The following is a 26555-nucleotide window of genomic DNA, read 5'->3' as shown; positions in this document are numbered from 1 at the left end:
TTATTCCTCCAGTTGATGAAGACTACGGCTGCGAATTTCTGCTAGCAGCTGGTCTACGACCACGTTGACGTCCAAGCTTCCTAAGTCTTTCCCGCGGCGGGTACGAACGGCAATCTTGCCTGATTCGACCTCTTTATCGCCACAGACCAACATATATGGAACCCGACGCAACGTATGTTCACGAATTTTAAAGCCAATCTTCTCATTTCTCAAGTCCGCTTTTGCCCGAATTCCTGCATCTTGCAGTTTTTTGGTCACTTGTTGGACATAATCAGACTGGCTATCGGTGATATTCATCACCACGACTTGTACCGGAGCTAACCAAGTTGGGAAGAAGCCTGCATATTCTTCGGTTAAAATCCCGATGAAGCGCTCCATTGACCCCAAAATAGCCCGGTGAATCATTACTGGCACCTGGCGATCGTTATTTTCGCCGATGTAAGACGCACTTAAGCGGCCCGGTAATGAGAAATCGAGCTGTACGGTACCACACTGCCACGCACGATCCAAACAATCATGCAAGGTAAATTCAATTTTCGGACCATAGAAGGCACCTTCACCCGGCTGATAATCAAATGGAATACCATTTTCAGTCAGCGCAGCCGCTAAATCGTCTTCAGCGCGAGTCCATAAATCGTCACTGCCAATGCGTTTCTCAGGACGAGTAGACAATTTGACCACAATCTTTTCGAAGCCAAAGGTGCTGTACATGTCGTACACCATCTTAATGCAGCTGTTCACTTCATCGCGAACCTGCTCTTCAGTACAAAAGATGTGAGCATCATCCTGTGTAAAGCCACGGACGCGCATTAGGCCGTGTAGTGCGCCTGATGGCTCATTACGATGGCAGCTACCGAATTCTGCCATACGTAATGGCAGGTCGCGGTATGACTTCAACCCTTGGTTGAAAATCTGCACGTGTCCTGGGCAGTTCATTGGCTTGATGCAGTACTCGCGGTTTTCCGACGATGTAGTGAACATATGCTCAGCATAGTTCTCCCAATGCCCGGTTTTTTCCCACAGTACGCGGTCCATCATAAACGGCCCTTTGACTTCCTGATACTGGTACTCTTTGAGCTTGGTGCGCACAAAAGTTTCCAGTTCACGGAAAATAGTCCAGCCGTCGTTATGCCAAAACACCATGCCAGGTGCTTCTTCCTGCATGTGGTAAAGGTCCAATTGCTTACCAATCTTACGATGGTCGCGTTTGGCCGCTTCTTCCAGACGTTGCAGATAAGCATTCAGTTGCTTCTTATCACCCCAAGCCGTGCCGTAAATACGTTGCAGCATTTTATTTTTGCTGTCGCCACGCCAGTAGGCACCGGATGTTTTCTGCAATTTAAAATGATGGCAGAAACGCATATTGGGCACATGTGGGCCACGGCACATATCAACGTATTCTTCATGGTGATACAAACCAGGGCGATCATCGCGGCTGATATTCTCATCCAGAATAGCCACTTTATAATCTTCACCACGAGCAGCAAAAATATCGCGAGCTTCTTGCCAGCTCACTTTTTTCTTGATGACGTCGTAATCTTTATCGGCCAGCTCGTGCATCCGCTTTTCCAGCAGATCCAAATCTTCCTGCGTCAGAGTACGGTCGATATCAACATCGTAATAGAAGCCGTTGTCGATAACCGGGCCGATAGCCATTTTAGTATCAGGCCAAAGTTGCTTAATAGCGTGCCCCAATAAGTGTGCACACGAGTGGCGGAGAATCTCCAGGCCTTCAGCATCTTTGGTGGTGATAATGGCCAGTTGCGCGTCAGATTCGATCAAGTCACTGGCATCCACCAGCTCGCCATTTACGCGGCCAGCAATACAGGCTTTTGCCAGACCGGGGCCGATGTCTAAAGCAACATCAAGCACAGAAACGGCGTGATCGTATTGACGTTGACTGCCGTCAGGGAGGGTAATAACAGGCATTCTAATTCCTTATCTACAGTGGTGACCCACACGACAGATCACATGCAAGACGTAATTATTGTTTAATTTCAAAAAGTTGCGACATCAATTTAACCCACGTTTGTTATATTGGTCCGCAACTATGTATACAGTTTACTTTGTGACAGAGATCATGCCGCAAAGGAAATTCATATTATCACTACTCAATACAATGACAAACACTATCACTGTTATCCACCACAGTGATTTATCTATTGCCTGGTATCGGTTAGAGAATAAAATGGAGTGCTTCATGAAAATACATCAGCGATATTTTCACTAAACAGTGATAATGATCGCCGACAAAGTTATCATGCTAAAAATGCTTTATGATCACCATAATATCAACACCGTATAACTGAGGGTCAACTATTGCAGCGACAACCTGTTACATCCTCCAGAATCTTGTCGATTGGTTATGATCCTGAAAATCGCATGCTGGAGATACAGTTCCGTGAACAAGGGATTTATCAATATCTTGGTGTCCCTGAACGTGTTCATCAGAATTTTATGTCTGTAGTTTCAAAAGGGCGTTTTTTTGATGGCGTGATTAAAGGTAAGTTTTTGTGCCGGAAAATTGGTTAAATAAAAAATAATCAAATAAAAACATATCATTAGACCATACTGAAACGGTTACTTCGATGACAAGTTTTCGCCAAGAAGTTCACCGTTTCAGAAACTGCTAGTACCATTTCCTAAAATTCTTATGCCATAAAATAACGCCATAAATAAGATATTGGCACGACGAAAAGTAAGGCTGGTAGGAAATTCACCACAGCGAATATCTTAATTTGAGCAATTCGTAACCCCACCGCAATCATAATAATCCCACCGCAGGCCGAAAAGTCAGCAAAGGCGATATTATCCATATAAGGCATAATGAGTTTTGCCAGCAAAACCAACGCGATTTGAATGAGCAATTGCGGAATAGCAATAGCCACCAGCGCAATGCCCAGCGAAATGGAAAATATTAGTGCGGTGAAAAAATCCATCAGCGCTTTAACAAATAACAGCTGAAAATCGCCTGTAATACCTTCAGTCAAAGAACCGACGACGCCTAACCCACTGGCACAAAACAACACAATCATGGCAGTAAAACTTTGCGCAAATTCCTGCGGCGGCAAGGTACTGCGTGTTGGGATTACTCGCTCCAGCAAACCGCGGGTTTTATTTGCCCCCCATTTTACGCCTTGCTCAAGTGATAATAACTCCCCCACTGCGGTTCCAATAATTAATGCCAAAATCACCGCCGGCATAAAGTGCACTTTCACCACCATCACAATACCGATGGAGATTGAGGCCAGAGCAAATGTAGCCGGTAAACCCTCTTGTAAGCGTTTGGGAACATGGCGAGCAAGTAATACGCCAACAATACCACCGAGAATTATCCCTGCGCTGTTAATAAACGGGCCGACCATAACATGCTCCCAATCGCTAAAACGCGTTCTGAAGGGTTAAAATGTGTCTGTTTTAGAATTAGGAATTTGCCAATAATAGCTAAACACAAACAACTGAATCGCCGGGGTAATTTTTGCCGGCGAAGTGGTGCGGATTTTATCATACATACCGCGGGTGTCAGTTGTGTAAAGGTGTCTATCATCACCAACAATGATTTACATTATGATCTATTGCTTTTGAGTAGTACTGGGTGTATTGCTATTTCTACAGGAAGTGCCCATAATAAATTTCCGTTTCCGTGTAGCAATGGTTACTGGAACGCCGCCCCGATTGTTTACGCAATCGGGGCGTTTTATTTGGTCATTCCTTCTACTTCTCCGCAGATGAGTCACCCAACTTTCTCCCCGAAACTGTTGCTATACATCGATAGCACCTAGCTACTGATAAATACTGAACAATAAAATAGATTCCATCCGTTTTTCTTCCGCATTTTGTTGCTTATGATTTGCTCACTGGTCAACAAGGGGAGATATATGATGAAAAGGATCGCCGAGGTTCTGTCAGGTCTCGAACTTTACTTTCGCCAAACGCATCAGCAATGCACCGAAGAAACCTCATGGCTTACACGCTGGCTGTATATTCCTGTAGAGGAAAGAATGCAGATATTAGATGATTTACTGATGCCCTATCCCGCTAAGCCACCAGAAAAGAGACCGGCTGCACGAGATAAGACAAATAGTTAAAGACGAGAAACTGCGGTAGATGATCATAATGGCTGAGACGTATTTATTCAGGTGAATGCGTTTTAGCCAAATCTATTGCCGCCTGAATTGCCGAGCGCGCTTGCGGGCTATTTTTCCAACAGGTAGATCCCACCATAGCGGCAGCGCTGCTAACAATCTCATTCATATCAGCCTGACTCAGTTGAGCCAATGAAGTAAAACCGAGTTGCTCCAGGCGCGTAATAACTGTTGGCCCAACCCCTTTTACCGCCAATAATTCGCTACGCTCAAGGTCAGAAAATGCCATGCTGGTCTCCCATTAAAACCATGCTATCGCGAATAAAAAGACGATTTATTTAAAGTAGAACCATGCGGTATCAATCAACCCGTCGTTAACTTCGAATACAGCCATGCTCTCTATGGGTTCATCACTTAACCCATGAATTCGTTCCAAATCAAATACTTTATTTCCCAGTACGGTACGTGAAATAAGTTCTGCTCTTAGCGCTGGAATATTAAAACGTTGTGTCCGATAAAACTCGGTAAGTTGCTGCTTTCCCATCAACGATGGTGTGGTGGAGGGCATTCTGTAAGCAATAAATGAATCACTGAAGTTTGCTACGAATGCAGTTAGATCGTGTTGATTATAAGCATAAAACTGTTTTTCAACGGGTAATAATGAATTTGACACAACATACCTCAGATGAATTTAAATTCACAAAAAATGAAAGTAAATTCATTTTAATTCACTGTCAAACAAAACCGAATACCCACAAGTTGTGTGGGTATTATTCAGAGCCGTTTCCGCGACGCGTTTTCCGCACTAAAAAACCAGAGCTCAGGCAAACGATTAGGATAAAAGCGAATTTCGTAAGTATCTTTGAGTGGCGCTAAGCGCCAGCGCGGGCGAGCTTCACGTTTCGGTTTTAAAAAGCGCAAACGGCCACGGGCACGCGCTGCTTGTGCATCTAACACCCATGCTGCTGAAGCCGATAAGGGCTGGCGAGTATATTCATCTTCAACGCTGATATCACAAATGCACAAAGCTATGTTCCTTGCAGAAATTAATGCTGACATGATTATTCTGGATCTGCGGTATTGAACCAACTGTTGCCCACCAGAGATTTGATCTGCATCACATTTCCCCTTCTCCCCTGACGTCACCACGCTGCTAGCTATTTTAACTCAGCCAAATTACTGACTGTTGTCAACTCATCAGGATGAATGAGTTCACCGCCCTGCTGTAACGCCAGTGGCTTTGGCTATGGCCTTTTGCCCAGCGTATCGCGTAGAGTAGCGAAGTCAGTAATAATTTTGTGAGTGGCCCTATTTGCCGCGATGCAATTAATTACCTGATATGTTTTTCTTTCATCAGGTACGTTTGACGTTATTTTCGGAGCAAGATTGATGCAGAATATTCTCGAATTATTTAAAGCCATAGGCTTAGGCTTAGTATTGCTACTGCCTTTGGCAAACCCATTGACGACAGTGGCCTTGTTGCTCGGGTTGTCCGGTAATATGACCAGCGAAGAGCGCAATCAGCAGTCAAAGATGGCATCAATCTACGTCTTCTTTATCATGACCATTGCCTATTATGCCGGGCAAGTTGTCATGAATACTTTCGGTATTTCGATTCCCGGTTTGCGTATTGCTGGTGGATTGATTGTGGCATTTATCGGCTTTCGGATGCTTTTCCCTCAGCAATCGGCTGAAGACACACAGCTTGAAGCAAAATCGCAGGATTTAAAGAAGCGCAAATCTATCAATATTGCCTTCGTGCCATTAGCTATGCCAAGCACTGCGGGGCCGGGGACCATTGCCATGATTATCAGTTCCGCCGCCTCCGTAAAAGGCCATGCCATGTTCAGCCCTTGGGTTGTAACGGTTGCACCGGTACTGATTTTCCTCAGTGTGTCACTAATTTTGTGGGGGTCACTGCTTAGTTCTGGGGCCATTATGCGCTGGGTCGGTAAAAGCGGTATTGAAGCGATTTCGCGTTTGATGGGGTTCTTACTGGTGTGTATGGGCGTGCAATTTATTATTAATGGCGTCTTGGATATTATCGCCAACTACCAACCCGCCATTGCATAACGAATAACGCAAGTTAAGAGAGAAACGCTAGCCGATGTTTATACTTATTAATACCAAGTTACAGCGTCCATCGACTACATCGGTTAGCGTTTTAATATTATTCTGACATCGCCCGGTAAGCAGTATCCACTTTCCACAAATAACGTGGTGCTTGCGCAGCCGGATGCTTCTTTTGTATATGCTGATAAAATTCGTTCGGGCTAAGACTATTAATTTTATTCACTGCCAGACGTTTATCTGATGAGAAAGTCCGCAGCATGGCACCCGCGCCATTGGCATAAGAAACGATAGTTGCATAACGCAATGTCTGCGGATCACTGATCCCCGCTAACTGCTGGTTTTGCAAAATATTGATATAAGCCGTCCCAATATCAATATTCTTCACCGGATCTTTTAATTCACCAGAACTCGGTTGACCATTGCGCCCTTTCATTCGGTACGCATCACGACCTGCGGTTGAGGCTTTAATCTGCATTAAACCCACTGCATTTGAGGTGCTCACCACATCAGGATTATAACCCGACTCCACTTGGATAATGGCTTTAATCAAAGTTTCATCAACACCATAATGGCTGGCTGCTTGTTTAATTACATCGCTATACGCAACTGTACTTGAACCGGCGCTGCTTTTCGGTGCATTAAGGAAACCACCTTGTGGCGCGTTCTTCAGCCACCCGTTATTTGCTTGCGGTGGAGGGGTTTGTTTGGCACACCCCGCCAGCAATAAAATTGCCATTAGGCAACCGACTTTTGGATTCACAGTATTCCCCGTGCTAATAAGCCGTTTTGTAGCATATACAAGTTGTCACCTCGTCCAAATAGATTTTTTGGCCTAGTTTGACCATTATCAAGATAATGATCAGGCTATATTCGGTAACTATCGGTAAGTTTTAGTTTATTGTATGGCAGGTCTTGACATCATCGCTAATGATATTGATAATCATTTTCATTTAAAGAAAGGGAACATCGCCATGTTTACTAAGCAAAAAATACCCTACCTGCACCCCATTAGCCGCCTGACACCCCGTTTTTTACGCGCCGTAGCCCTGTTTATGCTCGTTGCATTTTCAGCACTGAGTAGCACCTCGGCATTGGCAGAAAATAAACCCAACGACCCCAATAAAAAATTCAAAGTTGTGACGACGTTCACAATTATTCAGGATATTGCACAAAATGTCGCCGGTGATGCTGCCGTCGTTGAGTCAATAACCAAGCCTGGGGCTGAAATTCATGACTATCAACCCACCCCACGGGATATTGTAAAAGCGCAATCTGCGGACTTGATACTCTGGAACGGCATGAATCTGGAGCGCTGGTTTGAGCGCTTCTTCGAAAATATTAAAGATGTCCCTTCGGCCGTCGTCACCGATGGCATTACGCCACTGCCTATTCGTGAAGGGCCATATAAAGGCATTCCTAACCCCCATGCCTGGATGTCGCCGTCAAACGCATTGATCTATATTGAAAACATTCGCAAAGCACTGGTTGAACACGATCCAGCTCATGCTGAAACCTATAACCGCAATGCCAAAGCTTATGCGGAAAAAATTGCCGCTTTGGATGCTCCATTACGTGAACGTTTATCTCGCATCCCAGCAGAGCAGCGCTGGTTGGTGACCAGTGAAGGGGCATTTAGTTATCTGGCGAAAGATTATGGCTTTAAAGAGGTTTATCTATGGCCAATCAATGCCGAGGAGCAAGGCTCTCCGCAACAAGTGCGCCGTGTCATTGATACTATGCGTGCGAATAAAATTCCGGTGATATTTAGCGAAAGCACCATTTCTGATAAGCCCGCTAAACAAGTCAGTAAAGAAACCGGTGCGCAATACGGTGGGGTGTTATATGTTGATTCGTTGTCGAACGAAAAAGGGCCAGTTCCTACCTACATCGACCTGATTAACACCACAGTACAAACTATTGCGAAAGGATTTGGTCAATGAGTCATGCTGTTTTTGTCCGCCCGGAGTTGATAGTGGATAATGTCACTGTCACCTATAACAATGGGCATACCGCTATTTATGACGCCAGTTTTTCACTCACTGGTGGGACTATCTGCGCATTGGTCGGCGTCAATGGCAGTGGTAAATCTACCCTCTTCAAAAGCATTATGGGCTTAGTGAAGCCCAGTGTTGGCAAAGTCGAGTTAAGCAATAAGCCGATTAGCCACGCATTGAAGCAAAACACTATCGCTTACGTGCCGCAAACAGAAGAGGTGGACTGGAACTTCCCGGTGCTAGTGGAAGACGTTGTGATGATGGGCCGATACGGGAAAATGAATTTTCTGCGTATTCCGAGCCGGGAAGATAAAGCCATTGTGGATAAGGCTATCGAACGGGTGGGGTTAACCGCATTGCGTTCACGCCAGATAGGCGAACTTTCCGGTGGGCAGAAAAAACGGGTGTTTTTGGCACGAGCACTGGCTCAACAAGGTTCGGTTTTGTTGCTGGATGAGCCGTTTACCGGCGTCGATGTCAAAACAGAAAATGCCATTATTGATTTGTTGCGCGCACTTCGTGATGAAGGTCATCTGATTTTAGTTTCAACACATAACCTCGGCAGTGTGCCAGAGTTTTGTGATCACGTAATTCTAATTAATCAGACGGTGTTGGCGGCGGGCCCAACCGAAACCACCTTCACCCAAAAGAACCTTGAAATGACCTTTGGTGGTGTGCTGCGCCATATCAACTTGTCTGGCAATACACTGCATGACGATAACGACCCGCGCACCGTCACGGTTATCACCGATGATGAGCGCCCTGCGGTATTTTATGGTCACACCAAAAATGATCCACCGGCACAAAGCCAGTCGAAGGAGAAAAATCTCTGATGCTGGACATTTTACTGCAACCCTTTAATTACAATTACATGGTCAAGGCCATTTGGGTCAGTGCGATTGTCGGCGCGGTCTGCGCTTTCCTCTCGGCTTATTTGATGCTGAAAGGCTGGTCGCTGATGGGCGATGCACTCTCGCACTCGGTCGTTCCCGGCGTTGCTGGCGCTTATGCCCTTGGGCTGCCTTATGCCGCCGGTGCCTTCTTTACCGGCATGCTGGCGGCATTGGCCATGACACTGGTTCGCCACATCACCCGCCTGCGTGAAGATGCTATCATCGGCTTTATTTTCTCGACCTTTTTTGCCGTCGGGCTATTAATTGTTTCCCTCAATCCAACGTCAGTAAATGTGCAGTCGATTATTTTCGGTAATATTTTAGGGATAGCCGATGAAGATGTATTGCAGGTGGAAATCATTATTTTGGTTTCTTTTGTGATTTTATGTCTGATTTGGAAAGACCTGCTGGCGGTGTTCTTTGATGAAAGCCATGCCCTATCGATAGGATTATCGCCACTGCGGTTAAAAATTCTGTTTTTCACCCTGCTAAGCGCCTGTACTGTGGCGGCCTTGCAAACCGTTGGCGCAATTTTAGTCATTGCTATGGTGGTGACACCGGGAGCAACCGCCTACTTGCTCACCGACCGCTTCAGCCGCTTGCTGGTGATCGCTATCGCCATCGGTGCTTTTACCAGTGCTTTTGGTGCCTACCTCAGTTTCTATCTTGATGGCGCGACGGGCGGAGTGATTGTGACGTTACAAACGTTGGTTTTCCTGTTGGCCTTTTTCTTTGCCCCTAAACATGGCTTGCTGGCAACTCGCTACCAAACTCGCCAGAAGCGCCGCCACCCGGTCGCAACACATCCGGAGGATAATGTATGAATGCATTGTTCAGTCTGGTCAGTGAGCCTTTCGCCTATCCCTTTATGCAACGGGCGATCGTCGCTGCTATCGTGACCGGCGTGGTGTGTGCGGTCTTATCTTGCTATCTGGTGCTAAAAGGCTGGTCACTGATGGGAGATGCTATCTCTCATGCTGTGTTACCCGGTATCGTATTGGCTTTTTGGCTCGGTATCCCACTGGTTATTGGGGCGTTTGTCTCAGGGATTTTTTGCGCCGTCGCCACCGGTTATTTGAAGGAAAACAGTAGGGTCAAAGAAGATACTGTCATGGGAATTGTATTCTCCGGTATGTTCGCATTCGGCCTGGTGCTGTTTTCGCGCATGGATACTGACCAACACCTTAGCCATATTCTGTTCGGCAATATGCTGGGTATTTCACTGGCTGAGCTCAAACAAACTTTATGGATAGCGGGGTTCACCCTGCTGGTGGTGTTATTAAAGCGCAAAGATTTCATGTTGTATTGCTTTGACCCAAATCACGCCCGCGTGATTGGCTTGCCGGTTAAGTTACTGCACTACGGCTTACTTTGCCTGTTAGCATTAACTATCGTGGCTTCATTGCAGGCGGTGGGGGTTATTTTAGTCATCGCCATGTTGATAGCGCCCGGTATTATCGCCTTTCTGGTTTGTCGCAGTTTTGATCAAATGCTGGTGGTTGCTACACTGGTTTCGGTCACCGCCTGCGTATTAGGCACATTAGTCAGCTTCCATATTGATGGAGCCACTGGCCCCTGCATTGTCATTATTCAGGCGCTATTCTTTGTTGTCGCGCTGATTTATAACCATATAAAGCCGGTAAAAGGCCGCACAATAGCCACAGTGACACAAGACGAAGGCGCTGAAAACAGCGCAAAAGGTAACCTGCTATAATCAATTGAGTCACTAAGCTCGCTACAGCTAAATATAAGCCGTATTGTATTCAAACTTTACGGCTTATTTATAACTTGATATCACTCAGTCTATTTTCCACTGTGTTATTTCTGTAGCCCTAGCGCATTGACGTTATCGAAAATATGTCACGAATTGGGCGCAGAATATGTCTTTTATTTGATCCTGCACCGGTATCCCTGTGCATCAGCTCTTGTTATTCACAGGATAAAGACGCTAACCTAATGATCTATACCCATGAAACTAGATTTGCAGGTAGGTAGCTAATAGGGGGTGAATCATGTGGCAAGCAGTGAATCGTCTGTTAGGTGAATATCTCGGCCCCGCTGAAATTCGGGAAAGAACCGAATTACCGGGCGGCGATATTCACGAGGCCTGGCGTCTCAGTTATGGTGAAACTGAGGTTTTCGTCAAATGTGATACTCGCGAGATGCTGCCCATATTTACCGCCGAGGCAGACCAACTCTCTTTATTAGCTCGCAGCAAAACTGTGCAGGTGCCTGAAGTTTATGGTGTCGGCAGTGATCGTGATTATAGTTTCCTGTTACTTGAATATATTCCGCTTAAACCCCTCGATGCCCATAATGCTTATTGCCTTGGGCAGCAATTAGCACATTTACATCAATGGAGTGAGCAACTGCAATTCGGGTTGGATTTTGATAATGATTTGGCCACCACGCCGCAACCTAATAGTTGGCAACGCCGCTGGGCACAATTTTTTGCTGAGCAACGTATTGGTTGGCAATTACAGTTAGCCGCTGAAAAAGGAATGTCGTTTGGTGATATCGACCATATAACCCATCTTGTTCAAGAGCGGTTACAAAGCCACCAGCCACAACCTTCTTTACTACATGGCGATTTATGGCCAGCTAACTGCGCTGCCAGTGCTAATGGGCCGGTTATTTTTGATCCCGCCTGTTATTGGGGCGACCGAGAATGCGACCTTTCCATGTTACCGCTCTACCCTGCATTACCCGCTCAGATCTATGACGGCTACCAGAGTGTCTGGCCGCTCCCTGCTGGGTTTATTGAACGCCAACCTCTTTATCAACTTTATTATTTATTGAACCGTAGTAACTTATTTGGCGGGCAGCATTGGCTTAATGCACAGAAAGCCGTCGAACAGCTGTTACATCCAGAGCGGTTTTAATTTCTCTCCGTAAGAAAGCGTAATTTGAATATCGTCACCAGCACCCTAAAAGTTGGATAACCAACCAGTCAGGGTGCTTTCTTGTGCCCCAAGATTCGGCAGTGAAATCAAGTTTTTCTAAAAAAGTTTGAACAAAACCACAGATTAGATGCATCCCAGCCGTCTAATAATGACAGCTCACCCTGTTCTTTTTTGCCAGCGACAACCTCCGCCAAAAAGCGCTTACTTAAATAAAATCAAGAGCCTTCATTGAGGAATTTTAACCCTCCTCAATAGGAATTCTATTGCCAGAAAATTGGGAGTAAGACAAATGGTGGATATTCGCGAGTGGGAAAACCTTGCTAATAAAGAACTCAGCCGACGCGGAAAGAGTGTCGAAGATTTAGTCACGAAAACCTCGGAAGGTATTGCGGTGAAAGCGCTATATACCGCCAGAGATCTTGAGGGGCTAGAGGTGACCGGCTCCCTACCCGGAATGGCCCCTTATGTCAGAGGGCCACGCGCCACCATGTATGCTGCTCAGCCTTGGACTATTCGTCAATATGCCGGATTTTCAACAGCGAAAGAATCAAATGCTTTTTATCGCAGAAATCTAGCAGCCGGGCAAAAAGGTCTTTCGGTCGCTTTTGATCTGGCGACCCACCGGGGTTATGACTCTGATAACCCGCGGGTTTCTGGTGATGTCGGTAAAGCGGGCGTCGCCATTGACAGTGTCGAGGATATGAAAGTCCTGTTCGACCAAATCCCGCTGGACAAAATGTCTGTCTCCATGACGATGAATGGCGCAGTGCTGCCGATTATGGCGTTTTATATTGTAGCTGCGGAAGAACAAGGGGTGGCTCCCGCCCTGCTGACCGGCACGATTCAGAACGATATTCTGAAAGAGTATCTGTGCCGCAATACCTATATTTATCCACCCAAACCCTCCATGCGCATCATTTCAGACATCATCGCCTGGAGCTCTCAGAACATGCCGCGTTTTAACACTATCAGCATCAGCGGCTATCACATGGGGGAAGCCGGTGCCAACTGTGTACAGCAAGTGGCTTTTACCATTGCAGATGGTATTGAGTACATCAAAGCGGCACTGAGTGCTGGCTTAAATATCGATGACTTTGCCCCGCGCCTCTCATTCTTCTTTGGTATTGGCATGGATTTGTTTATGAACATCGCCATGCTACGTGCGGCGCGCTACCTCTGGAGTGAGGCAGTGAGCCAGTTTGGCGCGACTGACCCTAAATCATTAGCGCTGCGGACTCACTGCCAAACTTCCGGCTGGAGTCTGACCGAGCAAGACCCTTACAACAATATTATTCGCACCACCATCGAAGCCCTTGGCGCAACCCTGGGTGGGACACAATCTTTGCACACCAACGCCTTTGATGAGGCACTCGGCCTGCCCACTGATTTTTCAGCGCGAATTGCCCGTAATACGCAAATCATTATTCAGGAAGAGTCCGAGATTTGCCGCACCATCGACCCACTGGCTGGCTCCTATTTTGTCGAGTCACTCACCGATCAAATCGTCAAACAGGCCAGAACCATTATTAAACAGATTGATGAGGTTGGCGGCATGGCAAAAGCCATTGAGGTCGGGCTGCCCAAACGCATGATTGAAGAAGCCTCCGCCGGTGCGCAGTCTCTGATTGATCAGGGGAAGCGCGTCATTGTTGGTGTCAACAAATACAAATTGGAGAAAGAGGCCGAAACCCCAGTACTGGAAATTGACAACATTAAAGTGCGCAATGAACAAATTGCGCAATTGAAACGCATTCGTGCTGAACGCGACGACGAGGCAGTGCAGCACGCCTTGGCTAATCTGCGCCACGCCGCTGGGCATCATGAAAATCTGTTGGAAGCCGCAGTTCAGGCTGCTCGCCTGCGCGCCACTCTGGGTGAAATTTCAGATGCCATGGAAGAGGAATTTAATCGCTATCTGGTGCCCAGCGAATGTGTCACCGGGGTAATTGCACACAGTTACCATCAGAGTGAAAAAGATGCACAGGAGTTTGATCAAATACTGGCTCAAACCCAGCATTTCCTGGCCGAACATGGCCGCCATCCACGAATTCTGATCGCCAAAATGGGTCAGGATGGTCACGATCGTGGCGCGAAGGTGATTGCCAGCGCTTACTCTGACCTTGGCTTTGATGTCGATCTTAGCCCGATGTTCTCGACACCGGATGAAATTGCCCGACTGGCAGTCGAGAACGATGTCCATGTCATCGGCGCTTCCTCACTAGCGGCGGGTCATAAAACTTTGATTCCTGAATTGGTTGCAGCATTGCGCCAATACCAACGTCAGGATATTTGTGTGGTCGCCGGCGGTGTTATTCCGCCGCAGGATTATGCCTTCTTACGTGAACGTGGTGTTGCCGCCATTTACGGGCCGGGCACCCCAATGCTCGCCAGCGTGCGCGACGTATTACAGCTCATCAGTAACCATCATGATTAGCCGCGACAATCTTGACGATTACATTTGCCGCTTGCGCCAAGGTGATCGTGCGGCATTGGCTCAAGCCATGACGCTGGCAGAGAGTAGCCATCCCCAGCATCGGGCACTCAGCGCCCAGATGCTAGACCACATCATGCCCTACACCGGTCGGGCTAAACGGCTGGGAGTGACTGGCACGCCCGGTGCGGGAAAAAGCACTTTTCTCGAAGCGTTAGGTGAAGAGTTGCTGTCGCAGGGGCATAAGGTGGCGGTGATTGCGGTTGACCCCAGCAGCCCGGTCAGCGGTGGCAGTATTTTGGGCGACAAAACTCGCATGTTGAATTTGTCTCGTGCCGAGCATGCTTTTGTCCGTCCCGTCCCCTCAAGAGGCCATCTTGGCGGGATCAGCCAAAGCACCCGAGAACTGATTTTACTCTGTGAAGCGGCGGGCTACGACATCGTTATTGTAGAAACTGTCGGTGTCGGGCAATCGGAGACAGAAGTTGCCGCCATGGTGGATTGTTTTCTGTCGCTGCAAATTGCCGGTGCTGGCGATGATTTACAAGGCATCAAGAAAGGCATTATGGAAATGGCTGACTTCATCATCATCAATAAAGATGATGGCGAGAATCACGTCAATGTCGAAATTTCCCGCCATATGTACCACAGCGCGCTGCAAATTATCCGACGAAAATATCCCCTATGGCAGCCGCGAGTTCTCACCTGTAGCGCCCTGGAAAAACGCGGTATCCGCGAAGCCTGGCAAGCGGTGCAAACCTTTTGGCCGGTAATGGCGAACAGCGGGCAATTGGCGGCCTTGCGCGCGCGGCAAAATTTGGCGTGGGTTCACCAACAAATCGAGGCCAATACGCTGGCAGCACTGTTTGCCCGTGCTGATTTACGCCAACACTACCAGCAAATTGAAGCGCTGTTGCAGCAAAACCAAATCTCACCGCGGGCTGGAATTAGCGCCATCACCGATTTTATTACGCAAAAAATCTTCAATTAAAGGGAAATGATTATGTCTTATGAGTATGTCAAAGTATTGATTGCTAACCGGGTTGGTATTATTGAGTTTAATTATGCCCGCAAGCTCAATGCATTAAGCAAAGTATTTATTGATGATTTAATGCAAGCATTGCATGACCTCAATAACACCGATATTCGCTGCATTATTTTGCGCGCCGCGGAAGGCTCTAAAGTGTTCTCTGCCGGCCATGATATCCATGAATTACCCACTGGCCGACGCGATCCGCTGTCCTACGACGATCCACTGCGCCAAATCACCCGCATTATTCAAAAATATCCTAAACCGATCATTTCTATGGTTGAAGGGAGTGTATGGGGCGGCGCATTCGAGATGATTATGAGTTCAGATATTATCATCGCCTGTAGTAATTCGACCTTTTCAATGACGCCCGTGAATCTGGGGGTTCCCTATAATTTAGTCGGTATTCATAACCTGATTCGCGATGCCGGTTTTCACATTGTGAAAGAGCTGATTTTTACCGCCGCCCCTATCTCAGCCCAGCGCGCCCTGTCAGTGGGCATTCTCAATCATGTGGTTGAGCCTGAAGAACTGGAGGATTTCACGTTAAAACTGGCCCATGTCATTTCCGAAAAAGCCCCACTGGCCATTGCCGTGATTAAAGAAGAACTTCGCGTGCTGGGTGAAGCCCACACCATGAATTCTGATGAATTTGAGCGCATTCAAGGTATGCGCCGCGCAGTCTACGATAGCGATGACTATCACGAGGGCATGAGCGCCTTCATGGAGAAACGTAAACCTAACTTTCTTGGGCGTTAACCCTACTCAGACAGAGGATTTCTCTATGAAACGGTCATATCGCATCATGAGCGCGGATACCGCCGCCGAGTGTATTGAGCATGGGAATATGGTGGTCTTCAGCGGTTTTACCCCTGCCGGTGCGCCAAAAGTGCTGCCCGGTGCTATCGCCAGGCGTGCCATGGATCATCATGAGCAGCAAAAAGAGTTTCAAATCCGCTTACTGACCGGCGCATCCATCAGTGCCCAAGCCGATGATGAGCTGGCGCAAGCGGATGCCATTGCATGGCGAGCGCCTTATCAAACCGCCTCGCTACTGCGGGAGAAAATCAACCAAGGGGCGGTAAGTTTTGTTGATTTGCATCTGAGCGAAGTCGCCCAAATGGTCAATTATGGTTTCTTTGGTGACATTGATGTGGCGGTGATTGAAGCCTCGGCGCTCAGCGCCGATGGCAAAGTTTACCTCACCAGTGGTATTGGCAACTCCCCGGTTTTCTTACATAAAGCTAAAAAAATCATTATTGAATTGAATCATTATCACAGCCCACGCGTGGCTGAATTGGCTGATATTGTGATGCTGGGTGCCCCGCCTCGGCGCAATACGCTGCCAATATTCCACACCCTGGATAAAGTGGGGCAACCTTATGTACAAGTTGATCCCAGCAAGATTATTGGCGTAGTAGAAACTGAGTTACCGGATGCCAGTAACAGCCTCGACCGGGAAAACCCATTATGTGAGCAAATCGCTGACAACGTAGTTAATTTTTTACTGAATGAACTCAGGCTAGGCCGGATTCCACCGGAGTTTCTTCCGTTACAAAGTGGTGTGGGGAATATCAATAATGCGGTGATGAAGCGCCTTGGTGAAAATCCTCACATTCCGCCTTTTATGATGTACTCCGAGGTGTTGCAGGAGTCGGTTGTCCGGCTGATAGAAAGCGAAAAAGTGTTGGGTGTCAGTGCCTCCAGCTTGACCATTTCACCCACTTCACTGAAAAAAATTTATGACAATATGGATTTCTTCGCGAACAGAATAGTGCTGCGTCCGCAGGAGATATCTAACCATCCTGAAATCATTCGCCGCTTAGGTGTCATTGCGCTGAATGTCGGGCTCGAGTTTGATATCTACGGCCACGCCAACTCCACCCATGTGGCGGGTACCGAGTTGGTCAATGGCATTGGCGGCAGCGCCGACTTTGAGCGCAATGCTTATTTGTCCATTTTCATGGCCCCGTCGATCGTCAAGGGCGGCAAGGTCTCTACCATTGTGCCAATGTGTACTCATGTTGATCACAGTGAGCACAGCGTCAAAGTTATTGTCACCGAGCAAGGTGTGGCTGATTTACGTGGGTTATCGCCCATGCAACGTGCTGCGGCTATCATCAATAACTGCGCACACCCAATGTATCGTGATTACCTGCATCAATATCTGGCGCAGGCTAAAGGGGGTCATTTGCATCACAATCTGGCGCAAGCCTTCCAACTCCACCAAAATCTGTTCGAGTATGGCTCCATGTTAGTGCCTTAATCGCCATTACGGTCAGCATGTATATAGCCCATGACTTGTTCAATATGGTGATTATTCTTGAGTGAATAAAGATACTCACGCATGTACATGGGCTGATTCGGCGCATCGAAATATTTCAGCTTGGCCGGATTCACCAGTCGATAAGCAAACTGGGGCACAACCGTCAGAAACTGCCCCTGCTCTACCGCGCTGATTTTCGCCATAAAACTATAAGGGCGATAAATAATGGTGGGATTAATACCAATTGAACGAAAATGCGCATCTAATAACGATTCGAAATTAGCTCGGTTCTGAAAACGCATTTGTAACCACGGCAATGTATTCAATAATTCAAGTGATTGGCTATTTTCAAAGCGGCGCGAGACTAAAAAACCGAGCCGCAACGCAGGGAGCTCCGTGCTCTGCAAACTATCAATGTGAGTCACCCGCGGCGAAGCTTGCTGTGGCGAGATAATAAAATCTACCCGGCGATCCAGTAAATCATCAATGACCGTGTTTTCGCTAAATTCAAACGGCTGTGCGGTAATTCCATCATATTTGTCGCTAAGGCTGAATAACTGATCAAAAATAATTGTGGGGTAGGTGTTATCAATACCAATGACGATGTTTTTCTGCCGCTGGGACAGCGAGACAATAGTATTATCAATGGCAGAAAGCCGTTGATAAATTGGGAATAGCTCCTGATAAAGCTCTTGCCCAGCTTTGTTTAAACTGATGCTTTTCTCATTACGGGTAAACAGTGCATATCCCACCAACTCTTCCAGAGCCGCAATGCTTTTACCAAACGGCGAGGCTGTCATGTGTAATTTTTCGGCGGCTTTCGCCATGCTGTTTGTCTGAGCCAAAATAATAAAATTACGCATTTTCTTCGAAATGAAAACGTTCATTACTTTACTGATATCGCAGTGAAAAGAGATCTACAGCATAAGGGAATTACACAGGTAAAATTGTGAGTGCAAGAAGAGTATCGTATTCCGCGGGTCAGAAAATTCTTTCAATAGATTAATTTGCTTATTTATCATGGTGATAAATAGCAAGAAGGCCCGAATAAATGGGCCAATTTATGTATTTCTCTGGTCTGCCCGCTATCGGTGCTAACCCTGAGCCATCAATCCCAATAACTTGATAACAAAATAGAACGCCACGCCGATCACTAATGGCAGAATGTATAAGGTAAAAAACTGCAAAAATATCGTGTGATGCGGTAGGACAATCTTCTCTTCCAACTGCTCCCGAGTGCGCCCTTCGCTACCTTTGGCCTGCTCTAAGATCAGTTGGTCTTCAATGCCTTCACGGATGTGCCGCACTTGCCGCGACATACGGGCACCTGATGCCTGTAATGACAAACCAACAAAAATCAGCATATAAATGATAAAGAACATAATGTTCGATGCCGAAAAGTCTTGCTCGAAATTCGGTACCGGCGAGTTGTACCAGAAGATATCCAGAAAAGTGGTGTTGAAGCGGATCATATCAGTCATGACGTGGATAAAATCCAGCATAACTGCATTAACTCCGGTGCTCTTTTGACTATATTGATAGGCAAAATTGATAATTGAAATCAATGTTGACAGCAGTGCTGGAATAAAAACGAGCCACCCGGCGATCCGTTTGATAACAGCGACACGCCCAGCCTGTTGATAGGTCATGACTTCTCCTTGTAAATACCACAACTTATGTGGCCTTAGTTTACCCGCTACATCCCGCTTTTGTGCAGGATTTTGTTGCAATACTTGCGACTAACATAGATTCAAGCCTAGCTCATCCGACGAAATATCATTACGTTAATAAATTAAATTGTCAGAAAGAGAAAGAATTGCGTTCCCCCCGTTCAATCATTATGAACCAATGATAAAGTGTAAAACCCGTAGCGATATACCAACAGGAGTGATGACAAATGGCGACCCCTAACACCATTAAGGCCGCAATTTTCGATATGGACGGCTTGCTGATTGACTCGGAGCCATTATGGCTACAGGCTGAACTGGATATTTTCACCTCACTGGGGCTGGATACCACCTCGCGAGATACTTTGCCCGATACACTGGGTTTGCGTATCGATTTAGTGGTGAAGATGTGGTTCCAGGCCATGCCATGGCAAGGGCCGAGCCAGGCAGAAGTATGTAAGCTCATTATCGCCAGGGCGATAGAGTTGGTGGAAGAGAAGCGCCCAGTGTTGCCTGGCGTCGAATATGCGTTGGATCTTTGCCGCCAACAAGGACTAAAAATTGGTTTGGCCTCAGCCTCACCCTTGCATATGCAAAAGCGTGTGCTGGCAATGTTGGGAATTGAAAAATACTTCGACCGCTTGGTTTCCGCAGAATACCTGCCCTATAGCAAACCGCATCCTGAAGTTTATCTGAATGCCGCCTCTGATTTGGGTGTTGACCCACTGCAATGCGTCACTTTAGAAGATTCTGTCAATGGGATGATTGCCACTAAAGCGGCTCGCATGCGCTCTATTGTTATTCCATCCGAAGAGTATCGTACCGACCCGCGCTGGGCGTTAGCGGATATTCAGTTAGATTCGTTAAAAGAATTACGCAGAGAAGATATTTCGTGATCGACGATTTTTAATGACCGCGTTGTTATTGCAGATGAATAAGTATCGAGACAATGACAATAAAGGCGGCTGACATTGCAACTCAGCCGCCACAAGACGTTTTAGAGGAAATCATCCCGCTTAGGGGTAAAGGTGTCGATCAAAATACTGTTATCTTCCAGTGATACCGCACCGTGCATCTCATTCTTAACCGCGCGATAGGCATCCCCTGCTTTCAAAATACGTTTCTGCCCTTCAATTTCGACTTCAAAACTGCCGGCAGCGACATAAGCAATCTGGTCATGAATATCATGCTTATGTGCCGTACCAATGGCACCTTTGTCAAAATGAACGCAGACCATCATCAATTCATCACTCCAAGTCATGACTTTGCGTTTGATGCCATTACCTAGCTCTTCCCATGGCGTTTCATCATTAATAAAGAACATCTTCATCATTTCTCCTCATTATTGTGCAGAATTGTCTGTAGCGTAGTCACAGTTTTACGTTGAATTCGGCTCATTCTACGGCCAAATTCCGCAGTTTGATCATATTTAATCCAAAAATCATGACGTCCCTCAAAAAATAATAAAACATCATTTCATTTTTATTGAATTAACTTCCCGCAAATACTATCATCATCGCATTGAAGAAACACTCAGTCAGAAGTTAAACCTTCGTACGCGGTCAACATCATTCCGACTTCATGCGAATTTTCTCATCTGGCGAGCTATCTGATTGGGGTTATATCCCTCCAAGATATTGTTCTGAAAGAGAGGCACCGACATGCAAGTTCGTCAAGGCATCCATAGCGACCACGCAAAGCAACTTGATACCGCGGGTCTGCGTCGTGAATTTCTAATTGAAAATATTTTTGTCGCAGATGAATACACCATGACCTATAGCCACATTGACCGAATTATTGTCGGTGGCATTTTACCGGTCAAAAAAGTCGTCAGTATTGGTGATGAAGTGGGTAAGCAGTTAGGGGTCAGCTACTTTCTTGAACGTCGTGAGTTAGGGGTGATCAATATTGGTGGTCCGGGCCTTATCCGCGTTGATGGCCAGAGTTATGAAATCGGCAATGAAGAAGCTTTGTATGTCGGTAAAGGCGCAAAAGAAGTGCAATTCAGCAGCGTCGATAGTGCGCAACCAGCCAAGTTCTACTACAACAGCGCGCCGGCACACACCACTTATCCCAATAAAAAAATCACACTGGCAGAAGCCGCACCGCAAACACTGGGTGATGACGCTACCAGTAATCGTCGCACTATCAATAAATACATCGTGCCCGATGTGTTGCCAACCTGCCAACTGACGATGGGCTTGACCAAGCTGGCACCCGGCAACCTTTGGAACACCATGCCTTGTCATACCCATGACCGCCGCATGGAAGTGTATTTCTACTTTGATATGGACGAAGAAACCGCAGTCTTTCACATGATGGGCCAGGCACAAGAGACTCGCCATTTATTGGTCCACAACGAACAGGCTGTTATTTCACCGAGTTGGTCTATCCATTCGGGTGTGGGCACTAAGCGTTACACCTTCATCTGGGGCATGGTTGGTGAAAACCAAGTCTTCGGTGATATGGACCACATCGCCGTTAGCGAACTGCGCTAAATGTTTGCCAACAGCGTTAAGCGTCACCAACCAAAGCCGTCATTTGGCGGTTTTCTCCCCAATATTATAATCGCGGTAATCTTTGACCGCCTTGAGAGAGATGTTAGCTATGATCTTAGATTCCTTTGAGTTAAAGGGTAAAGTTGCTCTGGTTACCGGCTGTGACACTGGTTTAGGCCAAGGTATGGCGATTGGTTTGGCCGAAGCGGGTTGTGATATCGTCGGCATAAACATCGTTGAGCCACTAGATACTATCGAAAAAGTGACTGCACTGGGCCGCCGTTTCTTGAGCCTGACTGCCGACCTGAGCAAAATTGATGGTATCCCTTCCTTATTAGAGCGCGCAGTTAAGGAATTTGGTCAAATCGATATTCTGGTTAATAACGCCGGTATTATTCGCCGTGAAGATGCGATCAACTTCAGCGAAAAGGACTGGGACGATGTCATGAACGTGAACATCAAAACCGTGTTCTTTATGTCTCAAGCAGTGGCCAAACAATTCATCAAACAAGGCCATGGCGGCAAAATCATCAACGTTGCTTCAATGCTGTCTTACCAAGGCGGTATCCGCGTGCCATCTTATACTGCATCGAAAAGCGCAGTGATGGGCGTCACCCGTCTGTTAGCCAATGAATGGGCAAAACACGGCATCAATGTGAATGCGGTAGCGCCGGGTTATATGGCAACCAACAACACCCAACAACTGCGTAAAGATGAAGAGCGCAGCAAAGAGATCCTTGACCGTATCCCGGCAGGCCGTTGGGGCTTACCTGATGATCTGAAAGGCCCAGTGGTCTTCCTGGCCTCTAAAGCATCTGATTATATCAGCGGCTATACCATCGCCGTTGATGGTGGTTGGTTGGCTCGCTAAACCAATAATGATGATTAATTTGAGTTAAGGTTTGTTATACCGAGTTATAGACAATACGCAGACTCATAATCACCTTAAGGCACAACAGAAGTTGTGCCTTTTTTATTAGTTATTTATCAAATAGTTAACAAATAAACTCATCTTGAAAATCCTGCCAAAAAACCAAAAATAAAAAATTCAAAACAACGTTCCGACTTCGATCACACTTTTGTCATTCGCCCAATGACTCGCCAGTAAATACAAATATAATGGATTGAAACGATGTTTCTATTTATAAGGAACCTTAAACCGGTTCCGTACTGATGTTCAGATGATGGGGTTACGGTGATGGATTTTGTAGGCAACATTAAAGGCAGCGACGCAACGATGATCAACTGGCTCAGCGCTATTCGCAGCTATGTTGATTTAGTCCAGTCTGTTGGTCACAGCAAGCAAAACCCAACCCCTCTGATGGCTGATGGTTTTGACGTCCAGACCCACCAACCGGTAGTCTGGGCATTCCCTGATGGCCGTAATACTCCGATATCTAATTTTGCCAGTCAACAGAATTGGTTGCGCACTTTAGATGCTCTCAGTCTAGTGACGCAGGACCCGCAATATCACCAACAAGCACGGGTGCAAACGCGCTATTTCATGCAACTGGGTGTGCATGAGCAAAGCGGGTTATTTTACTGGGGCGGGCATCGCTTCTTAAATTTGGATACCTTGCAGACCGAAGGGCCAGAATCAAAAGCACAAGTGCATGAACTTAAACATCATCTGCCCTATTACAATCTGCTGGCCAGCGTTGACCGGGAAAAAACACTTAATTTCCTGCAAGGGTTCTGGCATGCCCATGTTGAAGATTGGCAAGCGCTGGATCTGGGCCGCCACGGTAGCTATGACAAACAACGTGACCCTCATGTTTTCACGCATCTGCGTCATGATGTGGTTAAACCAGAGGAGTTGCCACAGTTACCTGAGACTAAAGGCCTGACCTTTGTAAATGCAGGAACCGATCTGATTTACTCAGCTTATAAATATGCTGAGTACACCGGTGATATCGCCGCGGCGGCTTGGGGCAAGCATTTATATCGCCAATACGTTTTAGCTCGCAATCCTGAAACTAACTTGCCGGTTTATCAGTTCAGTTCACCACAACAGCGTCGCCCCATTCCGGCTGATGATAACCAGACCCAATCTTGGTATGGCGATCGCGCCAAGCGCCAGTTTGGCCCTGAATTTGGTGAAATTGCGCGCGAAGCGAATGTTTTGTTCCGCGATATGCGCCCACTGTTGATTGATAACCCATTAGCTATGTTGGATATTCTGCGTCAGCAGCCCGATGCTGAAGTGATGCAATGGGTGATTGAGGGATTAAAGAATTACTATCGTTTCGCATATGACGTCGAAAGCAATACATTGCGCCCATTATGGAACGACGGTCAGGACATGAGTGGCTATGTCTTGCAACGTGATGGCTATTATGGGGCCAAAGGCACGGTTATATCGCCATTCGTATTAGACGTTGATTATTTGCTGCCGCTGGTTCGTGCCTGGCGCTTAAGTGAAGATGACGAGCTGTTAGATCTGATTGGCGTATTGCTGCATCGCTGGCAGTTGGCTGAGTTAAACAAGCAAAAGCGCCGCGCAACACTGATGATCGGCAAAAAACCCGCCGCCACGCCTTATCTGCTGCTGGCCTTAGTTGAACTGGCTGAGCATTGCCAATGTACCCAATTATTTGAATTGGCCTGGCAAACTGGCAATACCTTATTTAAGCAACATTATCATCACGGCCTGTTTGTCGAATCGGCAAATCACCGTTATTTCCGTATCGACAACCCGATTGCATTAGCTTTATTAACCTTGATTGCAGCCAAACAAAATAAGTCGGCGGCAATACCTCAATTTATTACCAATGGTGGTTACATCCACGGAGATTATCGGGTGAATGGTGAAAGCCGCACTCTATACGATATTAATTTTATTTATCCGAAGCTTTTGAATCAGTAGTTTTATTTATCTTTCATGTTATTAAAAATAGGTAAGCATTATGAATGAAAACAGAATGCTGGGGTTAGCCTATATATCACCTTATATATTAGGGTTGATAATATTTACGGCTTTCCCCTTTGTATCATCTTTCTTTCTCAGTTTTACTGAGTATGACTTAATGAACCCTCCCGTTTATAACGGGATCGAGAATTACCGTCATATGTTCCTTGAAGATGATTTATTCTGGAAATCCATGGGCGTTACTTTCGCTTATGTGTTTCTTACTATTCCATTAAAATTAGCCTTTGCTCTGGGGATCGCTTTTGTACTGAACTTCAAATTACGTGGTATCGGCTTCTTCCGTACCGCTTTCTATATTCCGTCAATTCTGGGCAGTAGCGTAGCAATTGCGGTTTTGTGGCGTGCTCTGTTCGCCATTGATGGTTTGCTGAATGGTTTCATCGGTGTATTTGGGCTTGACCCAGTCAACTGGCTGGGAGAGCCGGCACTGGCATTGACATCGGTCACATTACTGCGTGTTTGGCAGTTTGGTTCTGCCATGGTTATCTTCCTGGCCGCTTTGCAGAACGTACCACAGTCCCAATATGAAGCTGCCATGATTGATGGTGCTTCTAAATGGCAAATGTTTATGAAAGTTACCGTGCCACTGATCACGCCGGTTATTTTCTTCAACTTTATTATGCAAACCACCCAGGCATTCCAAGAGTTTACCGCGCCTTATGTCATAACCGGTGGTGGGCCAACCCATTACACCTATTTATTCTCGCTCTATATATACGATACAGCGTTTAAATACTTTGATATGGGATACGGTGCGGCACTGGCCTGGATATTATTCCTGGTAGTCGCCCTCTTCGCCTCAATTGCATTTAAATCTTCCAAATATTGGGTCTTCTACTCCGCCGATAAAGGAGGAAAAAATGACTGACGTACAACAAAACCCCAACCAGAAGAAATTAAATCTGGCGCAGGATATTGCTGATGCGGAAATTAACCGCACATTGCGTAAAGCAAAAGTCAGTGCCGCTATCCGCTATGTCGTTCTGATTATTGTCGGGCTGATGATGCTTTATCCTTTGCTGTGGATGTTCTCGGCGGCATTTAAACCTAATAATGAAATTTTCACCACATTAGGATTATGGCCAGAGCACCCGACACAAGATGGCTTTGTTAACGGTTGGAAAACCGGTACTGAATATAATTTCGGTCACTACATGCTTAACACCTTTAAGTTTGTTATTCCGAAAGTCATTTTGACCATTATCTCTTCCACTATCGTGGCCTATGGATTTGCACGTTTTGAGATCCCATGGAAGAAATTCTGGTTCGCAACATTAATCACCACCATGTTGCTGCCGAGTACTGTGTTATTGATTCCGCAATACATCATGTTCCGTGAAATGGGCATGCTGAATAGTTACATGCCACTGTATCTGCCACTGGCGTTCGCTACACAAGGGTTCTTCGTCTTTATGCTTATCCAGTTCTTGCGCGGTGTTCCTCGCGATATGGAAGAAGCAGCACAAATCGACGGATGCAACTCCTTCCAAGTGTTGTGGTATGTGGTCGTGCCAATCCTGAAGCCAGCCATTATCTCTGTGGCCCTGTTCCAGTTCATGTGGTCAATGAACGACTTTATCGGCCCACTGATTTATGTCTACAGCGTAGATAAGTATCCGATAGCGCTGGCGCTGAAGATGTCAATTGACGTGACCGAAGGCGCACCGTGGAACGAAATTCTGGCAATGGCAAGTATCTCCATTCTGCCGTCCATCATTGTTTTCTTCCTGGCTCAACGCTACTTCGTTCAAGGCGTAACCAGCAGCGGAATTAAAGGTTAATAGAG

The 26555-nt window shown here is 46.5% G+C and carries 27 protein-coding genes; 18 read left to right on the top strand and 9 right to left on the bottom strand.

Translation table 11 applies throughout. From position 1 onward, the window contains the following. Complete coding sequence (thrS, locus tag FTA96_RS09755; RefSeq protein WP_050151139.1) at positions 1-1929, bottom strand: threonine--tRNA ligase; 1929 nt, start codon at positions 1927-1929, stop codon at positions 1-3. 390 nt (positions 1930-2319) lie between these two features. On the opposite strand from thrS, the gene FTA96_RS09750 reads away from it, so the two are divergent. Continuing rightward, positions 2320-2532 (top strand): KTSC domain-containing protein, encoded by a 213-nt coding sequence (locus tag FTA96_RS09750; RefSeq protein WP_005161573.1) that lies wholly within the window; start codon positions 2320-2322, stop codon positions 2530-2532. A gap of 119 nt (positions 2533-2651) precedes the next feature. Here FTA96_RS09750 and FTA96_RS09745 read toward each other — a convergent pair whose 3' ends face one another. Further along, complete coding sequence (locus FTA96_RS09745; RefSeq protein ID WP_050134546.1) at positions 2652-3365, bottom strand: DUF554 domain-containing protein; 714 nt, start codon at positions 3363-3365, stop codon at positions 2652-2654. 513 nt (positions 3366-3878) lie between these two features. Here FTA96_RS09745 and FTA96_RS09735 point away from each other — a divergent pair. Then, positions 3879-4088: a hypothetical protein gene (locus tag FTA96_RS09735; RefSeq protein WP_235895497.1), complete on the top strand. Its 210-nt coding sequence runs from the start codon at positions 3879-3881 to the stop codon at positions 4086-4088. A gap of 43 nt (positions 4089-4131) precedes the next feature. Here FTA96_RS09735 and FTA96_RS09730 read toward each other — a convergent pair whose 3' ends face one another. The 3 genes from FTA96_RS09730 to FTA96_RS09720 all read right to left on the bottom strand — a co-directional run bounded on the left by FTA96_RS09730 (position 4132) and on the right by FTA96_RS09720 (position 5111). Further along, a complete protein-coding gene (locus FTA96_RS09730) occupies positions 4132-4374 on the bottom strand; it encodes a Pathogenicity locus (protein ID WP_050109592.1) in 243 nt (80 codons plus the stop codon). Between the two features lie 45 nt (positions 4375-4419). Beyond that, complete coding sequence (locus FTA96_RS09725) at positions 4420-4758, bottom strand: nuclear transport factor 2 family protein (RefSeq protein ID WP_087818067.1); 339 nt, start codon at positions 4756-4758, stop codon at positions 4420-4422. Positions 4759-4859: 101 nt separating this feature from the next. Then, positions 4860-5111: a hypothetical protein gene (locus FTA96_RS09720; protein ID WP_050109593.1), complete on the bottom strand. Its 252-nt coding sequence runs from the start codon at positions 5109-5111 to the stop codon at positions 4860-4862. 363 nt (positions 5112-5474) lie between these two features. Here FTA96_RS09720 and FTA96_RS09715 point away from each other — a divergent pair, with 363 nt between their 5' ends. Beyond that, entirely contained in the window at positions 5475-6158 is a 684-nt protein-coding gene (locus FTA96_RS09715; protein WP_145573711.1) for a MarC family NAAT transporter, read from the top strand. A 97-nt stretch (positions 6159-6255) separates the two neighbouring features. Here the strand turns inward: FTA96_RS09715 and FTA96_RS09710 are convergent, their stop codons facing one another. Further along, positions 6256-6918 (bottom strand): transglycosylase SLT domain-containing protein, encoded by a 663-nt coding sequence (locus FTA96_RS09710; RefSeq protein ID WP_050109595.1) that lies wholly within the window; start codon positions 6916-6918, stop codon positions 6256-6258. Between the two features lie 211 nt (positions 6919-7129). Here FTA96_RS09710 and yfeA point away from each other — a divergent pair, with 211 nt between their 5' ends. The 9 genes from yfeA to FTA96_RS09670 all read left to right on the top strand — a co-directional run bounded on the left by yfeA (position 7130) and on the right by FTA96_RS09670 (position 17675). Next, complete coding sequence (gene yfeA, locus FTA96_RS09705; RefSeq protein ID WP_050318853.1) at positions 7130-8098, top strand: iron/manganese ABC transporter substrate-binding protein YfeA; 969 nt, start codon at positions 7130-7132, stop codon at positions 8096-8098. Further along, positions 8095-8985, top strand: coding sequence for an iron/manganese ABC transporter ATP-binding protein YfeB (yfeB, locus tag FTA96_RS09700; RefSeq protein WP_050134549.1), 891 nt, complete (start codon positions 8095-8097; stop codon positions 8983-8985). Before yfeA ends, yfeB begins: the two co-directional genes overlap by 4 nt. Next, the gene (yfeC, locus tag FTA96_RS09695) at positions 8985-9869 is read left to right on the top strand and encodes an iron/manganese ABC transporter permease subunit YfeC (RefSeq protein WP_050109598.1); all 885 of its coding nucleotides are present in this window, start codon (positions 8985-8987) and stop codon (positions 9867-9869) included. Before yfeB ends, yfeC begins: the two co-directional genes overlap by 1 nt. Then, entirely contained in the window at positions 9866-10759 is an 894-nt protein-coding gene (gene yfeD / locus FTA96_RS09690; RefSeq protein ID WP_050151132.1) for an iron/manganese ABC transporter permease subunit YfeD, read from the top strand. Before yfeC ends, yfeD begins: the two co-directional genes overlap by 4 nt. A 298-nt stretch (positions 10760-11057) precedes the next feature. Next, complete coding sequence (locus FTA96_RS09685) at positions 11058-11927, top strand: fructosamine kinase family protein (protein WP_145507223.1); 870 nt, start codon at positions 11058-11060, stop codon at positions 11925-11927. A 310-nt stretch (positions 11928-12237) separates the two neighbouring features. Continuing rightward, positions 12238-14382 carry a methylmalonyl-CoA mutase gene (gene scpA, locus FTA96_RS09680; protein ID WP_050146261.1) on the top strand — a complete coding sequence of 715 codons (2145 nt, stop codon included), beginning with the start codon at positions 12238-12240 and terminating at the stop codon, positions 14380-14382. Continuing rightward, positions 14375-15370 (top strand): methylmalonyl Co-A mutase-associated GTPase MeaB, encoded by a 996-nt coding sequence (meaB, locus tag FTA96_RS23255; protein ID WP_050109602.1) that lies wholly within the window; start codon positions 14375-14377, stop codon positions 15368-15370. Before scpA ends, meaB begins: the two co-directional genes overlap by 8 nt. A gap of 12 nt (positions 15371-15382) precedes the next feature. Then, entirely contained in the window at positions 15383-16168 is a 786-nt protein-coding gene (gene scpB, locus FTA96_RS23250; protein ID WP_050109603.1) for a methylmalonyl-CoA decarboxylase, read from the top strand. A gap of 25 nt (positions 16169-16193) precedes the next feature. Beyond that, on the top strand, positions 16194-17675 hold the full coding sequence (locus FTA96_RS09670) for a succinate CoA transferase (protein ID WP_050151128.1): 1482 nt from the start codon (positions 16194-16196) through the stop codon (positions 17673-17675). Here FTA96_RS09670 and srsR read toward each other — a convergent pair. Continuing rightward, the gene (gene srsR, locus FTA96_RS09665; protein WP_050109605.1) at positions 17672-18562 is read right to left on the bottom strand and encodes a LysR family transcriptional regulator SrsR; all 891 of its coding nucleotides are present in this window, start codon (positions 18560-18562) and stop codon (positions 17672-17674) included. The genes FTA96_RS09670 and srsR overlap by 4 nt on opposite strands. Before the next feature lie 207 nt (positions 18563-18769). Then, positions 18770-19324, bottom strand: a complete 555-nt coding sequence (locus FTA96_RS09660; RefSeq protein ID WP_050109606.1) for a YniB family protein — start codon at positions 19322-19324, stop codon at positions 18770-18772. Between the two features lie 248 nt (positions 19325-19572). On the opposite strand from FTA96_RS09660, the gene hxpB reads away from it, so the two are divergent. Further along, a complete protein-coding gene (hxpB, locus tag FTA96_RS09655; protein WP_145573709.1) occupies positions 19573-20238 on the top strand; it encodes a hexitol phosphatase HxpB in 666 nt (221 codons plus the stop codon). A 101-nt stretch (positions 20239-20339) separates the two neighbouring features. Here hxpB and FTA96_RS09650 read toward each other — a convergent pair whose 3' ends face one another. After that, entirely contained in the window at positions 20340-20672 is a 333-nt protein-coding gene (locus tag FTA96_RS09650) for a cupin domain-containing protein (RefSeq protein WP_019210190.1), read from the bottom strand. 331 nt (positions 20673-21003) lie between these two features. On the opposite strand from FTA96_RS09650, the gene kduI reads away from it, so the two are divergent. From kduI to FTA96_RS09625, 5 genes are all read left to right on the top strand, one after another. Beyond that, the gene (gene kduI / locus FTA96_RS09645; protein ID WP_050109608.1) at positions 21004-21840 is read left to right on the top strand and encodes a 5-dehydro-4-deoxy-D-glucuronate isomerase; all 837 of its coding nucleotides are present in this window, start codon (positions 21004-21006) and stop codon (positions 21838-21840) included. Positions 21841-21949: 109 nt separating this feature from the next. Further along, complete coding sequence (gene kduD, locus FTA96_RS09640; protein ID WP_050109677.1) at positions 21950-22711, top strand: 2-dehydro-3-deoxy-D-gluconate 5-dehydrogenase KduD; 762 nt, start codon at positions 21950-21952, stop codon at positions 22709-22711. A gap of 327 nt (positions 22712-23038) precedes the next feature. Beyond that, complete coding sequence (locus tag FTA96_RS09635; RefSeq protein WP_145573786.1) at positions 23039-24706, top strand: pectate lyase; 1668 nt, start codon at positions 23039-23041, stop codon at positions 24704-24706. A 40-nt stretch (positions 24707-24746) separates the two neighbouring features. After that, entirely contained in the window at positions 24747-25637 is an 891-nt protein-coding gene (locus tag FTA96_RS09630) for a carbohydrate ABC transporter permease (RefSeq protein WP_050109610.1), read from the top strand. Continuing rightward, positions 25630-26550: a carbohydrate ABC transporter permease gene (locus tag FTA96_RS09625; RefSeq protein ID WP_050109611.1), complete on the top strand. Its 921-nt coding sequence runs from the start codon at positions 25630-25632 to the stop codon at positions 26548-26550. The genes FTA96_RS09630 and FTA96_RS09625 overlap by 8 nt, the downstream gene beginning before the upstream one ends. The last annotated feature ends 5 nt before the right edge of the window (positions 26551-26555 follow it).

It is taken from the genome of Yersinia alsatica, assembly GCF_902170305.1.
GTDB classification, from domain to species: domain Bacteria; phylum Pseudomonadota; class Gammaproteobacteria; order Enterobacterales; family Enterobacteriaceae; genus Yersinia; species Yersinia alsatica.
Note: the sequence above shows the minus strand (reverse complement) of the source record. Positions and strands in the feature narration are given on the sequence as shown.

Coding starts and splice junctions, on each gene's coding strand:
- srsR (WP_050109605.1), bottom strand. CDS start 18,562: ATGAACGTTTTCATTTCGAAGAAAATGCGTAATTTTATTATTTTGGCT.
- FTA96_RS09625 (WP_050109611.1), top strand. CDS start 25,630: ATGACTGACGTACAACAAAACCCCAACCAGAAGAAATTAAATCTGGCG.
- FTA96_RS09685 (WP_145507223.1), top strand. CDS start 11,058: ATGTGGCAAGCAGTGAATCGTCTGTTAGGTGAATATCTCGGCCCCGCT.
- FTA96_RS09635 (WP_145573786.1), top strand. CDS start 23,039: ATGGATTTTGTAGGCAACATTAAAGGCAGCGACGCAACGATGATCAAC.
- FTA96_RS09715 (WP_145573711.1), top strand. CDS start 5,475: ATGCAGAATATTCTCGAATTATTTAAAGCCATAGGCTTAGGCTTAGTA.
- FTA96_RS09660 (WP_050109606.1), bottom strand. CDS start 19,324: ATGACCTATCAACAGGCTGGGCGTGTCGCTGTTATCAAACGGATCGCC.
- scpB (WP_050109603.1), top strand. CDS start 15,383: ATGTCTTATGAGTATGTCAAAGTATTGATTGCTAACCGGGTTGGTATT.
- FTA96_RS09735 (WP_235895497.1), top strand. CDS start 3,879: ATGATGAAAAGGATCGCCGAGGTTCTGTCAGGTCTCGAACTTTACTTT.
- yfeB (WP_050134549.1), top strand. CDS start 8,095: ATGAGTCATGCTGTTTTTGTCCGCCCGGAGTTGATAGTGGATAATGTC.
- FTA96_RS09745 (WP_050134546.1), bottom strand. CDS start 3,365: ATGGTCGGCCCGTTTATTAACAGCGCAGGGATAATTCTCGGTGGTATT.
- FTA96_RS09730 (WP_050109592.1), bottom strand. CDS start 4,374: ATGGCATTTTCTGACCTTGAGCGTAGCGAATTATTGGCGGTAAAAGGG.
- yfeC (WP_050109598.1), top strand. CDS start 8,985: ATGCTGGACATTTTACTGCAACCCTTTAATTACAATTACATGGTCAAG.
- FTA96_RS09630 (WP_050109610.1), top strand. CDS start 24,747: ATGAATGAAAACAGAATGCTGGGGTTAGCCTATATATCACCTTATATA.
- kduD (WP_050109677.1), top strand. CDS start 21,950: ATGATCTTAGATTCCTTTGAGTTAAAGGGTAAAGTTGCTCTGGTTACC.
- yfeD (WP_050151132.1), top strand. CDS start 9,866: ATGAATGCATTGTTCAGTCTGGTCAGTGAGCCTTTCGCCTATCCCTTT.
- hxpB (WP_145573709.1), top strand. CDS start 19,573: ATGGCGACCCCTAACACCATTAAGGCCGCAATTTTCGATATGGACGGC.
- thrS (WP_050151139.1), bottom strand. CDS start 1,929: ATGCCTGTTATTACCCTCCCTGACGGCAGTCAACGTCAATACGATCAC.
- kduI (WP_050109608.1), top strand. CDS start 21,004: ATGCAAGTTCGTCAAGGCATCCATAGCGACCACGCAAAGCAACTTGAT.
- scpA (WP_050146261.1), top strand. CDS start 12,238: ATGGTGGATATTCGCGAGTGGGAAAACCTTGCTAATAAAGAACTCAGC.
- FTA96_RS09650 (WP_019210190.1), bottom strand. CDS start 20,672: ATGAAGATGTTCTTTATTAATGATGAAACGCCATGGGAAGAGCTAGGT.
- FTA96_RS09670 (WP_050151128.1), top strand. CDS start 16,194: ATGAAACGGTCATATCGCATCATGAGCGCGGATACCGCCGCCGAGTGT.
- yfeA (WP_050318853.1), top strand. CDS start 7,130: ATGTTTACTAAGCAAAAAATACCCTACCTGCACCCCATTAGCCGCCTG.
- meaB (WP_050109602.1), top strand. CDS start 14,375: ATGATTAGCCGCGACAATCTTGACGATTACATTTGCCGCTTGCGCCAA.